General features: G+C 66.2%; 13 protein-coding genes. 1 reads left to right on the top strand and 12 read right to left on the bottom strand.

The features are described 5' to 3' along the window. Positions 1–7: 7 nt before the first annotated feature. The 12 genes from metK to pyrR form a co-directional block, all read right to left on the bottom strand. Positions 8–1243 (bottom strand): methionine adenosyltransferase, encoded by a 1236-nt coding sequence (gene metK / locus GUV69_RS03045; RefSeq protein WP_164199605.1) that lies wholly within the window; start codon positions 1241–1243, stop codon positions 8–10. A gap of 79 nt (positions 1244–1322) precedes the next feature. After that, positions 1323–2570, bottom strand: a complete 1248-nt coding sequence (coaBC, locus tag GUV69_RS03040) for a bifunctional phosphopantothenoylcysteine decarboxylase/phosphopantothenate--cysteine ligase CoaBC (protein WP_164199603.1) — start codon at positions 2568–2570, stop codon at positions 1323–1325. 27 nt (positions 2571–2597) lie between these two features. Further along, positions 2598–2858, bottom strand: a complete 261-nt coding sequence (gene rpoZ, locus GUV69_RS03035) for a DNA-directed RNA polymerase subunit omega (protein WP_003800778.1) — start codon at positions 2856–2858, stop codon at positions 2598–2600. A gap of 36 nt (positions 2859–2894) precedes the next feature. Continuing rightward, on the bottom strand, positions 2895–3470 hold the full coding sequence (gmk, locus tag GUV69_RS03030) for a guanylate kinase (protein WP_164199601.1): 576 nt from the start codon (positions 3468–3470) through the stop codon (positions 2895–2897). A gap of 45 nt (positions 3471–3515) precedes the next feature. Next, positions 3516–3833, bottom strand: a complete 318-nt coding sequence (mihF, locus tag GUV69_RS03025; protein WP_191078979.1) for an integration host factor, actinobacterial type — start codon at positions 3831–3833, stop codon at positions 3516–3518. Positions 3834–3968: 135 nt separating this feature from the next. Next, a complete protein-coding gene (pyrF, locus tag GUV69_RS03020; protein ID WP_164199597.1) occupies positions 3969–4841 on the bottom strand; it encodes an orotidine-5'-phosphate decarboxylase in 873 nt (290 codons plus the stop codon). Next, positions 4834–8166, bottom strand: a complete 3333-nt coding sequence (gene carB, locus GUV69_RS03015) for a carbamoyl-phosphate synthase large subunit (protein ID WP_164199595.1) — start codon at positions 8164–8166, stop codon at positions 4834–4836. The genes pyrF and carB overlap by 8 nt, the downstream gene beginning before the upstream one ends. Next, positions 8166–9425 carry a glutamine-hydrolyzing carbamoyl-phosphate synthase small subunit gene (gene carA, locus GUV69_RS03010; protein WP_164206177.1) on the bottom strand — a complete coding sequence of 420 codons (1260 nt, stop codon included), beginning with the start codon at positions 9423–9425 and terminating at the stop codon, positions 8166–8168. The genes carB and carA overlap by 1 nt, the downstream gene beginning before the upstream one ends. Next, a complete protein-coding gene (locus GUV69_RS03005; RefSeq protein ID WP_164199594.1) occupies positions 9406–9936 on the bottom strand; it encodes a PH-like domain-containing protein in 531 nt (176 codons plus the stop codon). Before GUV69_RS03005 ends, carA begins: the two co-directional genes overlap by 20 nt. After that, entirely contained in the window at positions 9936–11288 is a 1353-nt protein-coding gene (locus GUV69_RS03000) for a dihydroorotase (RefSeq protein WP_164199592.1), read from the bottom strand. Before GUV69_RS03000 ends, GUV69_RS03005 begins: the two co-directional genes overlap by 1 nt. Continuing rightward, positions 11288–12328: an aspartate carbamoyltransferase catalytic subunit gene (locus tag GUV69_RS02995; RefSeq protein WP_223883677.1), complete on the bottom strand. Its 1041-nt coding sequence runs from the start codon at positions 12326–12328 to the stop codon at positions 11288–11290. The genes GUV69_RS03000 and GUV69_RS02995 overlap by 1 nt, the downstream gene beginning before the upstream one ends. Next, positions 12325–12912 (bottom strand): bifunctional pyr operon transcriptional regulator/uracil phosphoribosyltransferase PyrR, encoded by a 588-nt coding sequence (pyrR, locus tag GUV69_RS02990; protein ID WP_164199590.1) that lies wholly within the window; start codon positions 12910–12912, stop codon positions 12325–12327. Before pyrR ends, GUV69_RS02995 begins: the two co-directional genes overlap by 4 nt. 99 nt (positions 12913–13011) lie before the next feature. On the opposite strand from pyrR, the gene GUV69_RS02985 reads away from it, so the two are divergent. Continuing rightward, entirely contained in the window at positions 13012–14280 is a 1269-nt protein-coding gene (locus tag GUV69_RS02985) for a PrsW family intramembrane metalloprotease (RefSeq protein WP_164199588.1), read from the top strand. Positions 14281–14366: the final 86 nt, after the last annotated feature.

Here is a 14366-nt window from a genome sequence, read left to right as displayed (position 1 = left end):
GCGCAGCCTACGCGTTAAAGAAGGCCTTCAGGTCGTCCACGCGGTCCAGCCGCTCCCAGGTGAAATCGGGATCGTCGCGGCCGAAGTGGCCGTGGGCGGCAGTCTTGGCGTAGATGGGGCGCTTGAGGTCCAAAGCGTCGATGATGGCGCGCGGGCGGAGGTCGAAGATTTCCGCGATGGCAGCACTGATCCGTGCGGGGTCCACAGTTTCCGTACCGAAGGTCTCCACATAGGTACCCACCGGGCGGGCCTGGCCGATCGCGTAGGCGATCTGGATCTCGGCGCGCTTGGCCAGGCCGGCAGCCACCACGTTTTTCGCAACCCACCGCATCGCGTAGGCCGCGGAACGGTCCACCTTCGACGGGTCCTTGCCGGAGAAGGCGCCACCGCCATGGCGGGCCATGCCGCCGTAGGTGTCCACGATGATCTTGCGGCCGGTCAGGCCCGCGTCACCCACGGGTCCGCCGATGACAAACTCGCCGGCCGGGTTGAGGATGTTGGCTGCCCGGGAGATGTCCAGGTTGGCGGCGGCCAGCACGGGCGCAATCACGAACGAGGCGAGGTCGGCGCGCAGCCTGTCCAGGCTGGTGCCTTCGGCATGCTGGCTGGAAATGACAACCGTCTCAACGGAGACGGGCACGTCTTTGTCGTAGCCGACGGTGACCTGGGTTTTGCCGTCGGGACGGAGGTAGGACAGTTCACCGGACTTGCGCACTTCGGTGAGGCGTTCGGAGAGGCGGTGCGCCAGCCAGATCGGCGTCGGCATGTACGAGGGGGTTTCGTCGCTTGCGTACCCGAACATCAGGCCCTGGTCGCCGGCGCCCTGGAGGTCGTAGTCGTCCTCCTGGCGGCCTTCGCGGGCTTCAAGGGAGTTGAAGACGCCGCCTGCGATGTCGTTGGACTGCTGGCCGATGGACACGGAGACACCGCACCGGGCGCCGTCGAAGCCGTTCGCCGAGGAATCGTAGCCGATGCCGAGGATGGTCTCGCGGACAATCTGCGGAATTTCGACGTAGGCGTCGGTGGTAACCTCACCGGCAACATGGACCAGGCCGGTGGTGGCCATGGTCTCGACGGCAACGCGCGACTCGGGATCGGCGGCCAGCAGGGCATCGAGGATGGCGTCACTGATCTGATCGCAGATCTTGTCCGGATGGCCCTCGGTCACGGACTCGGACGTGAAGAGCCGGAGGGCGGAGGGCGTGGCCCCGTGGGTGTGGGGAATGTGCAGCGGTAAAGTCACTCAACTACCTTACTGGTTGGGAACCGGGCGTCCGGCGGCGTGTGTCCCCGTGCTAAGGAAACGTGGCATGGCGGTCCGGTTAGGCGCGGGGTGAAACGTGGGCCAGCTCCTGGCTGACCCTCGCGATCACGGCGGCCGAGACCTCCGCTTTGGAGCCGGCCGTCTGTTGTGGTTCGGCGCCCGAGCGGGCAAGGATGACTACCGAGTTGGTGTCCTGGCCAAAGACCTTGTCTGTGCCCACATGGTTGACCACCAGGAGGTCACAGCCTTTACGCTTCAGCTTCGCCTCGGCATAGGCCAGGACATCTCCCTGCCCGTCACCGGTTTCCGCCGCAAAACCCACAATCAGCTGGCTGCGCCGGGCTGCCTGGTTTTCCGGGGCGTTGCGCGCCTCCACCAGCTCCTGCAGGATGTCCGGGTTGCGGACCAAGGTAATGACCGGGTCCGCAGTGTCATCGCGTTTTTTGATTTTTGTGCCGGAGATCTCCGCCGGGCGGAAGTCCGCCACCGCGGCAGCCATGATTACGACGTCGGAACCGGCAGCCGCCGCCAGCGCGGCTTCGCGAAGCTGCAGGGCCGTTTCGACCCTGATCACGTCGACGCCGGCCGGGGCCGGTACATCCATGTGGGCGGTGATGAGCCGCACGGTGGCACCGGCGTTGCGGGCCGCTACGGCCAGTGCGACGCCCTGCTTGCCTGAGGAGCGGTTGCCGAGGAAGCGGACGGGATCCAGGGGTTCCCTGGTGCCGCCGGCGCTGATGGTCACTGTCCGGCCCGCCAGTGGCAGCTGGTAATCGGCCTGGCCATGGGCAAGGGCCATGGCGGCGTCGAAGATGGCCTCCGGCTCGGGCAGGCGGCCGGGACCGGAATCCGTACCGGTGAGCCGGCCGCTGGCCGGTTCCAGGACGGCGACGCCCCTGCTCCGCAGGGTTTCAACGTTGGCGCGGGTAGCGGCGTGCTGCCACATTTCGGTATGCATTGCCGGCGCGAAAAGGACTGGTCCGCCCGCCATGAGGAGCGTGTTGGTGAGGAGGTCATTGGCCTGCCCGGTTGCAGCGCGGGCCAGCAGGTCAGCCGTTGCCGGTGCCACCACGATCAGGTCGGCTTCATGGCCGAGCCGGACGTGGTTGACCTGGTGGACGTCGTCGAAGACGCTGTTGCTGACCGGGTTGCCGGACAAAGCCTCCCACGTTGCGACACCCACGAAGCGGGTGGCCGCCTCGGTGGGAATCACAGTGACGTTGTGGCCGGCTTCAGTAAAAAGCCGGAGGAGCGATGCGACCTTGTAGGCCGCAATCCCTCCCCCGACTCCGAGGACTATGCGCACGTGACCTCCGTCAACAGGCAGTCTTACTTACTCTGCAGCTTCGATCGGCGTGGAAACGAGCTTGCCTTCGTTGATCTCGCGCAGGGCGATGGACAGCGACTTCTCGTTCAGCTTGGTGTCGACCAGGGGGCCAACGTACTCGAACAGGCCCTCGTGCAGCTGCGCGTAGTAAGCGTTGATCTGACGTGCACGCTTGGCGCCGAAGATCACCAGGCCGTACTTGGAATCAGCTGCCTCCAGCAGTGAGTCGATCGGCGGGTTGATGATGCCTTCAAGGTTCGTGGACACGAATTCTCCAAATTCTAACGGGCTGGCCCGGACCGGCTACTGGTGCGGGTGCGGGGTCAGCCCCATGAGTGAAACAAGCTCGTCCGCTGCCCGGCGAATGTCATCGTTAATAACGGTGTAGTCAAACTCCGGCTCAGCGGCAAGTTCCAGTTTAGCGGTTTCCAGGCGTCGCTGCTGCTCGTCGGCACTTTCGGTGCCGCGGCCCACAAGCCGGCGCACCATTTCATCCCACGTGGGTGGCGCCAGGAAGACGAACTGCGCGTCCGGAACGGCCGCTTTGACCTGGCGGGCACCTTGCAGGTCTATTTCCAGCAGCACGGACTTTCCATCCGCAATGGCCTGGTTCACCGTGCTCTTGAGTGTGCCGTACGTGTTCTCGCCGTGGACCACAGCCCACTCCAGCAGTTCGCCCGCCGCCACGAGGGCTTCAAACTCTTCCTTGGACTTGAAGAAGTAATGGACCCCGTCCTGCTCACCGGGGCGCGGAGCGCGCGTGGTGGCTGATACGGAAAGCCAGACTTCGGGGTAGTTATCCCGGATGTAGGTGGACACGGTGCCTTTGCCAACAGCCGTCGGACCAGCGAGGACTGTCAGTCCCGGTTTCTTGCTCACGTATTCCTTTGCGGCGGTATATGAATCGGCGAAGAGTGGTTCGCCCTACTTCTCGTCTATAAAATCTACCAGCGCCTGGCGTTGGTGGATGCCCAGGCCCCGGACCCGCCGGGACGCCGCGATCCCCAGCTGTTCCATGATTGCCGCTGCCCTGACTTTGCCAATGCCGGGCAGGGCCTCCAACAGTTCGGCCACCCGCATCCGGGCCAAGGCATCGTCCGTGGCTGCCGAGCTGATGATGTCCGCTGCTGAGGTCTCACCGTTCTTGAGTCGCTCCTTGACTGCGGCACGGGCTGCCCGGGCCGCAGCAGCCTTCTGCAAGGCATCAGCGCGTTCTGACGCGGATAAGGGTCGCAGGCTCATGGCGGACACCCCCGGGGAGTTCAGATGCGTCCAAGGCGGCCGCCGTTGGACATGTCCTGAAACTACCCTTTGGTGCCCTTTGAATCAATGGACCGCGGCAATAACGGGGAGGGCGTCAAGCGGCACAACCGCAGGTCAGCCCGCGCAAAGCCCATCCAGGGTCCGCCGCGCCGCACTCTGGAGGCCCTGGACACCAGGACCGGCGGCCAGGATGTCCCGGCTCGATGTTCCCAGTACCTGCGGGTACGCAGCGCCGAACGTTCGGCGAAGGTCGGCCGGGGTTGCCCCCTGTGCGCCCAGCCCCGGCGCCAGGATGGGGCCGCGGACGGCTTCCAGGTCCAACTGCAGGTCAGTCAATGCAGAGCCCACTGTTGCGCCGACTACCAGTCCCACCGAGCCCAAGGACCCTTCGTACCGGCCGTTTTCTGCTGCGGCCGCTTCCGTGATCCGGCGCGCCACGGAATCGCTGCCGCCAACGTGCTGGACGGAGGCGCCCTCCGGGTTGGAGGTCAAGGCCAGGACAAACACACCCCGGCCGGACTCCGCTGCCAGGTCCAGGGCCGGGCGGAGTGACTCAAAGCCCAGGTACGGGCTGAGTGTCACCGAGTCGGCGGCCAGCGGCGAGCTGTCCCGGAGCCACGCATCCGCGTAGGCGGCCATCGTGGAGCCAATGTCTCCGCGCTTGGCGTCGGCGATGGTGAGCACCGATGCGTCCCGGGCTTCGGCAAGGAGTTCCTCAAGGACGGCCATCCCAGCAGATCCGTGGCGCTCGTAAAGCGCCACCTGCGGCTTGACCGCGGCAGCGAGCGAACCCACCGCCTCCAGGACGGTCAGCGAAAACCGCCGCAGCCCGGCGGCGTCGTCGTCCAGTCCCCAGCTCTTCAGCAGTGCGGGGTGCGGGTCAATGCCCACACAGAGCGGGCCGCGGGCAGCCATGGCTGCCCGCAGCCGGGAGCCGAAGGACTCCCGGCCGGGGGCAGCTGCCGGTGGGAAGCCGTGCTCAGGCATTCTGCGTTACCCGGGCGGCGGACTGCGCAGCGGCCGTGGACGCGATCAGCGCGGCCGCGTGCTCCTGAAGGCTGGTCACTGACCACTCGTACGTGCGCATGGCCTCGATGGCCTGCACCGCTGCGTTGATCTCGGCCACCGTGGTGATGCAGGGAATGCCGATGGACGTCGCCGCGGCGCGCAGGGCATAGCCGTCGCTGCGCGCTTCCCCGCCGGAGGGCGTGTTGAACACCATGTCGATCTCGCCGGCGATCACCAGGTCCGCGATGGTGCCCTCGCCTTCGGCGCTGCTGCCTTCGGCGACCTTGCGGACCGTGCTGGCCTGGATGCCGTTACGGCGCAGGACATCGGCGGTGCCGCCGGTGGAGACAATCTCGAAGCCAAGATCCGAAAGGCGCTTGATGGCCATGATGACCGCACGCTTGTCCCGGTTGGCCACGGAGACAAAGATCTTGCCCTCAGTGGGCAGCGCGTTGTTTGCGGCTGCCTGGCTCTTGGCGAAAGCGGTGTCGAAGTGCTTGTCGATGCCCATGACTTCACCGGTGGAACGCATCTCAGGGCCGAGCAGCGAATCCACCACCTTGCCCTCAGGCGTGCGGAAGCGGCTGAACGGCAGCACGGCTTCCTTGACCGAGACGGGAGCGTCCAGCGGCAGTGTGGAGCCGTCGCCGGTCTCCGGCAGCATCTTGTACGCGGTGCGCAGCTGGTTGATGGTGACGCCGGTGCCGATCAGGGCAGCGGCCTTGGCCATCTGTACGCCGGTGGCCTTGGAGACGAACGGCACGGTCCGGGAAGCACGCGGGTTCGCTTCCAGGACGTAGAGCACGTCCGAGGCCAGCGCGAACTGGATGTTGATCAGGCCACGCACGCCCACACCCTCGGCGATGGCGCGGGTTGCCGTCCGGACACGCTCGATCACGTTGTTGCCCAAGGTGATCGGGGGCAGCACGCAGGCGGAGTCACCGGAGTGGATACCGGCTTCCTCGATGTGCTCCATGATGCCGCCGAGGTACATGTCCGTGCCGTCGAAGAGTGCGTCGACGTCGATTTCGACGGCGTCTTCCAGGAACCGGTCGATCAGGACCGGGTGGTCCGGGGTGATTTCGGTGGCGTTCGCGATGTAGCGGGAGAGGTTGGGCTCGTCGTAGACGATCTCCATGCCGCGGCCGCCAAGAACGTAGGACGGACGGACCAGGACCGGGTAGCCGATTTCGTCGGCGATCTTCTTGGCGTCTTCGAAGGACACGGCGGTGCCGTTCTTCGGGGCAATCAGGCCGGCGTTGTCCAGGACGCGGGAGAATTCGCCGCGGTGCTCGGCGAGGTCGATCGCTTCCGGGGACGTGCCCAGGATGGGGACGCCGGCGTCGGCAAGCTGCTGCGCCAGCTTCAGCGGGGTCTGGCCGCCCAGCTGGACAAACACACCCATCACGCCGCCGGTGCGCTCTTCGGCGGCGATGACCTCCAGGACGTCTTCGAGCGTCAGCGGCTCGAAGTACAGGCGGGTGGAGACGTCGTAGTCGGTGGAGACGGTCTCCGGGTTGCAGTTAACCATCACGGTCTCGTAGCCGGCCTTGCGCAGCGCCATGGAGGCGTGCACGCAGGAGTAGTCGAACTCGATGCCCTGCCCGATGCGGTTGGGCCCGGAGCCCAGGATCAGGATGGAGGGCTTGGAGTGCAGCGCAATCTCGTCCTCCTCGTCGTAGGACGAGTAGTGGTACGGGGTGTACGCAGCGAACTCGGCGGCGCAGGTGTCCACAGTCTTGTAGACCGGGCGGATGCCGAGGGCCTGGCGGACACCGCGGACCACGGCTTCGGAGTTGTGCGTCAGGGCACCGATCTGCTCGTCCGAGAAGCCGTGGCGCTTGGCGCGCTGGAGCATCTCCACGGTCAGGGCCCCGGCCTTGCGGATCTCGTGCGAGATTTCGTTGAGCAGCTGCAGCTGGTCCAGGTACCAGGGATCGATCTTGGTGGCTTCGAAGAGCTGTTCCACAGTGGCACCGCCCAGCATGGCGCGCTGGACCTGGTGGAGGCGCTCCGTGGTGGGGCGCTTGGCCTTCTCGATGAGCTCAGGGACTTCCCATTCGGGGACGGAGCTGAAGTCCAGCTGCGAGCCCTTCTGTTCGAGGGAGCGCAGTGCCTTCTGCAGGGCTTCGGTGAAGTTGCGGCCCATGGCCATCGCTTCGCCGACCGACTTCATGGTGGTTGTCAGGGTGTCGTCTGCCGCCGGGAACTTCTCGAAGGCGAAACGCGGGACCTTGACCACGACGTAGTCCAGGGTGGGCTCGAAGGACGCGGGGGTCTTCTGAGTGATGTCGTTCGGGATCTCATCCAGCGTGTAGCCGAGGGAGAGCTTGGTGGCGATCTTGGCAATCGCAAACCCCGTGGCCTTCGAGGCCAGCGCAGAGGAGCGGGAAACGCGCGGGTTCATTTCGATGACCACAACACGGCCGGTGTCGGGCTCGACGGCGAACTGGATGTTGCAGCCGCCGGTGTCTACGCCCACTTCGCGGATGACGGCGATGGAGATGTCACGCAGCCGCTGGTATTCGCGGTCGGTGAGGGTCAGCGCGGGGGCCACGGTGATGGAGTCGCCGGTGTGGACGCCTACGGGATCGAAGTTCTCGATGGAACAGACAACCACCACGTTGTCGTTCTTGTCCCGCATCATCTCGAGCTCGTACTCCTTCCAGCCGAGGATGCTCTCTTCGAGCAGCACCTCGGACGTGGGGCTGTACTGCAGGCCCTGGCCGACGATCCGGCGGAGGTCGCCTTCGTCATAGGCCAGGCCGGAGCCGAGGCCGCCCATGGTGAAGGAGGGACGGACCACCATGGGGTAGCCGAGGTCCTCGGCCGCCTTGAGTGCCTCGTCGATGGTGTGGATGATGTGGCTGCGGGCCGATTCGGCGCCGCAGCGTTCCACCACGCCCTTGAACTTTTCGCGGTCCTCCCCGAGCTCGATGGCGGCGATGTTGGCGCCGATGAGCTCCACGTTGTACTTTTCCAGCACACCGTTCTTGTCCAGCGCGATGGCGGTGTTCAGCGCGGTCTGGCCACCCAGGGTGGGCAGGATGGCGTCCGGCCGTTCCTTGGCGATGATCTTCTCCACCACCTCGGGGGTGATGGGCTCGATGTACGTGGCGTCGGCAAACTCGGGGTCCGTCATGATGGTGGCCGGGTTGGAGTTCACCAGGATGACCCGGAGGCCCTCCTCTTTCAGGACACGCAGTGCCTGAGTGCCGGAGTAATCGAACTCAGCGGCCTGGCCGATGACGATGGGGCCGGAACCAATGACGAGGACGCTCTTGAGATCTGTACGTTTCGGCATTACTTCTTGTCCTCAGTCTTGGAGTCGGTGGTGTTCTTTGCGCCGTCGGTAATTGCTTTGGTTTCCGCCATCAGGTCGATAAAGCGGTCGAACAGGTAGGCGGCGTCGTGCGGGCCGGCGGCGGCTTCCGGGTGGTACTGGACCGAGAAGGCGGGGATGTCCAGGCAGGCGAGGCCTTCCACGACGTCGTCGTTCAGGCTGATGTGGCTGACCTCAACCCGGCCGTAACGCTCTTCAGGGGCCTGGGTGGCGCCGTCCAGCGGGGCATCGACGGCGAAGCCATGGTTCTGGGAGGTGATCTCCACCTTGCCGGTGCGGCGGTCCATCACAGGCTGGTTGATGCCGCGGTGGCCGTAGCGGAGCTTGTAGGTGCCGAAACCGAGCGCGCGGCCAAGGATCTGGTTGCCGAAGCAGATCCCGAAGTACGGGATTCTCGCGTCCAGGACCGAGCGGAGCAGCTTGACCTGCGGGTCGGCGGTGGCGGGGTCGCCGGGCCCGTTGGACATAAAGAAACCGTCAGGGCTGACGGCCTTGACGTCCTCAAGGGTGGCCGTGGCGGGCAGCACGTGGACACGCACGCCGCGCTCGGCGAAGCGGACGGGGGTCATGGATTTAATGCCCAGGTCCACCGCGGCGATGCTGAAGGCGGGCTCGCCTTCCCAGCCGTGGTCCTTGGGGTCCACAACGTAGGCCTCATCGACGCTTACTTCCTCGGCGAGGCGGGCGCCTTCCATCGGGGCACTGGCCAGGACCGCGTCCAGGAGTTCCTTGTCCGCGACCTTGGCTGCGTCGCCGGAGAAGATGCCGGCGCGCATGGTCTTGTGCTCGCGCAGGTGGCGGGTGATGGCGCGGGTGTCCACACCCTGGATGCCCACGATCCCCTGCTCAATGAGTTCCTCGTCCAGGGGCCGTTCGGAGCGCCAGTTGGAGGGGCGCCGGGCGGCGTCGCGCACGATGTAGCCGGCCACCCAGATCCGGCGCGATTCGGCGTCGTCACTGTTGACGCCGGTGTTGCCAATGTGCGGGGCCGTCTGGACTACGAGCTGGCGGGCGTAGGACGGATCCGTGATGGTTTCCTGGTAGCCGGTCATGCCGGTGGCGAACACGGCCTCGCCCAGGGCGGTGCCTTGGGCGCCGTAGCTGGTGCCGCGGAACATGCGGCCGTCTTCCAGGACGAAAACCGCCGGGGTGGACGGAGCCGAAGCCGCTGGGTTTGCTGTCACTGTTTCTGTCACTGTCTTACTTTCCACTCTGGGGATCCTGGGAATGTTCCTGGCGGGCTGCGGCGATCAATTGCCGCAGGGAGTCATGGAGGGCTTCTTTGTCGGCCGCCCTGCGGGTCCGGAAGCCGGTGTCAAGGGTGTGGGTTCCGAGGTCCCAGGTCAGGACCAGGAGGCCTTCCTTTTCCACGAACTTGCCGGCCATGCCGCTTTCCTGGCGGACACCGGTCAGGCTCGCGGCCGGGATGTAAACGGCGGGGGCACCGGACCGGTCCAGGAGCACGCCGTGAGAGTACACGCTGAGTACGGCGTTGGTCCTGATGCCGAGGCTGTGCACGGCGATCCGGTCAAGCCAGTCACCGGCGGTGGTGGAGGCAACGTACTGGCCTTCGGCCCGGGCGCTTGGCACGCCCGGTTCCAGGGGCACCTCGGGCAAGGGGTCGACGTCCGCCTGCCGCCTGAGGCGGTTGCGCCAGCCGAACCCGATCATGACCAGCACAACGGCGATGATCGCCAGGGTGCTGACCAGCGTAAGCATTTGGGTGTCCATCAGGAGGCGCCTGCCGCAGCTGCCGCCGATTCCCGGTACGGGGTGTTGAGGCGGCCGTCCAGCACAGTGGGGTGGCCCTTGTAGAAGGTGGCCACCACCTTGCCCGGCAGCTCCAGGCCGGCAAACGGGGAGTTGCGGCCCATGGTTGCCATGGTGGCGGGGTCAACGGTCCAGCGTGCGGCGGGGTCCACCAGGATGACGTTGGCGGGCTCGCCGGCGTCCAGCGGACGGCCCTGGTCCGCTACCCGGCCAATCCTGGCGGCCGCGCTGGAGGTTACGCGGGCGAAGTCGGCCCAGGTCATCAGGCCGGTCTCGATCATGGTGTGCTGGACGACGGACAGGGCAGTTTCCAGTCCGGTCATGCCCATGGCGGCCTGCGCCCACTCGCATTCCTTATGCTCGCTGGGGTGCGGGGCGTGGTCGGTGCCCACCACGTCGATGGTTCCGTCGGCCAGGCCGGCGCGCAGGGCCTGCACATCGGCGTCCGTGCGCAGCGGCGGGTTGACCTTGTAGACGGGGTTGTAGCTGCGGACCAGGTCATCGGTCAGCAGCAGATGGTGCGGGGTGACTTCGGCCGTGACGTTGATGCCGCGTTCTTTGGCCCAGCGGATGATCTCCACGGAACCGGCGGTGGACACGTGGCAGACGTGCAGGCGGGAGTCCACGTGCTGTGCCAGCAGGACATCGCGGGCGATGATGCTTTCCTCAGCCACTGCGGGCCAGCCGGTGAGGCCCAGGACTGCGGAGACGGCGCCCTCGTTCATCTGTGCCCCGGCGGTGAGGCGGGGTTCCTGCGCATGCTGGGCCACCACGCCGTCGAACGCTTTGACGTACTCCAGGGCGCGGCGCATCAGCACCGGATCGTGGACGCAGATGCCGTCGTCGGAGAACATCCGTACCTGCGCGCGGGAATCAGCCATGGCGCCAAGTTCGGCGAGCTGCTCCCCCGCCAGGCCAACGGTCACGGCACCGACCGGACGGACGTCCACCCAGCCGGCTGCGCGGCCCAGGCTGTGGACCTGTTCCACCACGCCGGCCGTGTCTGCCACCGGGTTGCTGTTGGCCATGGCGTGGACGGCGGTGAAGCCGCCCAGGGCTGCGGCGCGCGTTCCGGTCTCGACGGTTTCAGCGTCTTCCCGGCCGGGTTCGCGCAGGTGGGTGTGCACGTCCACCATGCCGGGCAGGGCTACCAGGCCGGCGGCTTCGATGACGGTGGCGTCCTTAGCGTCGGGGTGCGTGGCCGCGACGGCGCCGCGGGCGGCGATCACGCCGTCACGGATGAGCAGGTCCTCGGCGTCGCCGCCCAGGATGGCCGCACCGCGGATCAGGTACGTTCCGTTGTTGACTGCCATTAGTTGCTCTTCTCTGTGGAACGGTATGCGTTGGTGGGGGCTGTGCCGATGTGGGCTGCGCCCGCTGTGGCCGGCTCGCGGGTGTCCCCGGAAAGCAGCAGATACAGGGCGGCCATGCGGACCGAGACGCCGTTGCGCACCTGTGCGAGCACGGTGGAGCGGGGCGAATCGGCGGCCGCTGCTGAAATTTCCAGGCCGCGGTTCATCGGGCCGGGATGCATGATGATGGTGTCCTTCAGCCCGAGGCTGTCCAGGGCCCGGAGCCTGTTGTCGTCAAAGCCCCAGCGGCGGGAGTATTCGCGGGTGGACGGGAAGAATGAGGCGTTCATCCGCTCGCCCTGCACACGGAGCATCATCACCGCGTCCACGCCCTTTTCGAGGGTCTCGTCCATGTTGTAGCTGACCTTGCAGGGCCAGTGCCCGACGCCGATGGGCAGCAGGGTGGGCGGCGCCACGAGGGTCACCTTGGCACCCAGTGTGCGGAGCAGCCAGACATTGGAGCGCGCCACGCGGGAATGCAGGACGTCGCCGGCGATGGCGACGCGCATTCCCTTGAGGTCCGCACCGATGGACCCGTTGCCGGACAGCCTGGCCCAGTGGCGGCGCATGGTGAAGGCGTCCAGGAGGGCCTGGGTAGGGTGCTCGTGGGTGCCGTCGCCGGCATTGATCACGGCGGCGTCGATCCAGTCGGTCGCGGCGAGCCGGTGCGGGGCGCCGGAGGCCCAGTGACGGATGACGACGGCGTCCGCGCCCATTGCTGCCAGCGTCTGGGCGGTGTCCTTGAGGGATTCGCCCTTGGAGACGGAGGAGCCCTTGGCGGCGAAGTTGATGACGTCAGCGGAGAGCCGTTTGGCGGCCGCTTCGAAGGAGATCCGCGTCCGGGTGGAGTCTTCGAAGAAGAGGTTCACCACGGTGCGACCGCGCAGGGCCGGGAGCTTCTTGACTTCGCGGTCCCCTACGGCTGCCATTTCTTCGGCGGTGTCGAGGATACGGATGGCGTTGGTGAGGCTGAGGTCTTCGGTGGAGAGGAGGTGTTTCACGCGCCGCCCTCAATGACCACTTCGTTGACCTTGGCACCGTCAGCGGCGGTGTCCGTTTCCTCGAGCCGGACCCGTACCTTCTCGGCGGACGAGGTGGGAAGGTTCTTTCCCACGTGGTCGGCCCGGATGGGAAGTTCACGGTGGCCGCGGTCGATCAGCACGGCAAGCCTGACAATCCTGGGACGGCCCAGGTCGATGATGGCGTCCAGGGCGGCCCGGATGGTGCGGCCTGAGTACAGGACGTCATCAATGAGCACCACAACCTTGTTATCGATTCCCGTGCGCGGGAGCTGGGTGGGGTACGGCGGCCTGGTGGGCTGGTGCGAGAGGTCGTCGCGGAACATGGTGACATCGAGTTGGCCAACAATTGCCGTGGCGTCCACGGTGGGGTCCGCTGCTGCGATCTTGCGGGCCAGGCGAAGTGCCAGCGGGTAACCGCGGCGCGGGATGCCCAGCAGGACCAGGTCCTTGGAGCCTTTGTTGGCTTCGAGGATTTCGTGGGCGATACGAGTAAGGGCACGGTCAATATCGGCCTGGTTGAGGACAACCCTGGCTGGAACCGGTGCGCTTGTGACTGAAGTCAACGCTCGTCTCCCCTTTCCCCGCCTCACAGGACGGAATTAAAAAAGGATCATGTGCGGTTCAAAATTACCACATTGGCGCCGGGCATTAGGCTTTCCCGTATGTCCACCAACCCTTATCAGCAGGGCCCCGGCCAGCCAGGCGGCCCCGCCGGACCCCGGGAACCTTTCCCCGGCCAGGCGAACCCCAGCTGGATGGGCCGGATCGAGCCCGAGTACTACCGGCCGGCGCCGGGAACCTACACGGCTCCCCTGCCCGCCCTGGGACCTCCGCAGCCAGGCAGGGCCGGCTCAGGCATGCGGGCGGGCGGCCTGCTGGCCCTCACGATAGGGGGCGCCATGCTGGCGTTCCTGAGCCTGCTGCTGGTGGTTCCGTTCCTGGTGGCGAACACCGGTGTGGGCGGGTTCATTGTGGGCTTTGTGGTTTCGCTCATCCCGCTGTCCGCTGTGCTCCTGACCGTCCACGCCATCGACCGCTGGGAACCGGAACCCAAACGGCTCCTCTTCTTCGCGTTCACCTGGGGCGCGGCGGTGTCAGTTGCCGTCACACTCCTGATCCAGCCGTTCTTTGCCCTGACCTTTCAGTTCAGTGACGTGGCTGACCTGCCGACCTACATGGCCACAGTCCAGGCCCCGGTGGTGGAGGAGTTCGCCAAGGCTTCGGGCCTTCTGCTGCTCCTGCTGCTGGCCCGGAAACACTTCGACGGCCCGGTGGACGGTGTGGTATTCGCTTTTACCATCGCCGGCGGTTTCGCCTTCACGGAAAACATCCTCTACTTTGGCCGCGCCATCGCGGAATCAGTGAGCCCGGCCACTGACCTGGCCCAGATCTTCCTGCTTCGAGGTGTGATGTCGCCCTTTGCGCACGCGATCTTCACGGGGACAACGGGCCTCATCATGGGTTTCGCGGCACGGCGCTGGCATTCGGGGGCCTCTGTGCTGGCCTTTTTCGTAGGACTGGTCCCGGCGATGATCCTGCACAACCGGTGGAACAGCATGGGTGCAGGGTTCCTGGCCGAGTACATCCTCATCCAGGTGCCCATTTTTGTGCTGGCCGTGGTGGGAATCATCCTGCTGCGCGTCGCGGAAAACCGGCTCACGCGCCAGCGGCTTATGGAGTACTCCGCGGCCGGTTGGTTCAGCCCCGCGGAGGTGGACCTGCTGGCAACGCCACGCGGGCGGCGTACCGCCCTGCATTGGGCAGCCGGCTACAACCGCAGGCCCCAGATGAAGGCCTTCCTGCACGCCGCAACCCAGCTTGCGTTCATCAGGCAGCGGATCCTGAGCGGCCGGGACGTCCCGCTCCACCAGGCCGAGGAACAGCAGCAGCTGCAGCGGATCCTGGCGTTGCGCGCCGCCGTCGCGGGCTAAACCCCGCCCACCCAAACAGAAGGGACCAGCGTCCACCGTGCGGTGGCCACTGGTCCCTATTTGTGGTGTTGTGGTTCTGAAGAATC

The organism is [Micrococcus luteus] ATCC 49442 (assembly GCF_010367585.1).
Lineage (GTDB): Bacteria > Actinomycetota > Actinomycetes > Actinomycetales > Micrococcaceae > Arthrobacter > Arthrobacter luteus_A.
Note: the sequence above shows the minus strand (reverse complement) of the source record. Positions and strands in the feature narration are given on the sequence as shown.

Coding starts and splice junctions, on each gene's coding strand:
- carB (WP_164199595.1), bottom strand. CDS start 8,166: ATGCCGAAACGTACAGATCTCAAGAGCGTCCTCGTCATTGGTTCCGGC.
- GUV69_RS03005 (WP_164199594.1), bottom strand. CDS start 9,936: ATGGACACCCAAATGCTTACGCTGGTCAGCACCCTGGCGATCATCGCC.
- pyrF (WP_164199597.1), bottom strand. CDS start 4,841: ATGCCTGAGCACGGCTTCCCACCGGCAGCTGCCCCCGGCCGGGAGTCC.
- GUV69_RS02985 (WP_164199588.1), top strand. CDS start 13,012: ATGTCCACCAACCCTTATCAGCAGGGCCCCGGCCAGCCAGGCGGCCCC.
- GUV69_RS03000 (WP_164199592.1), bottom strand. CDS start 11,288: ATGGCAGTCAACAACGGAACGTACCTGATCCGCGGTGCGGCCATCCTG.
- mihF (WP_191078979.1), bottom strand. CDS start 3,833: ATGAGCCTGCGACCCTTATCCGCGTCAGAACGCGCTGATGCCTTGCAG.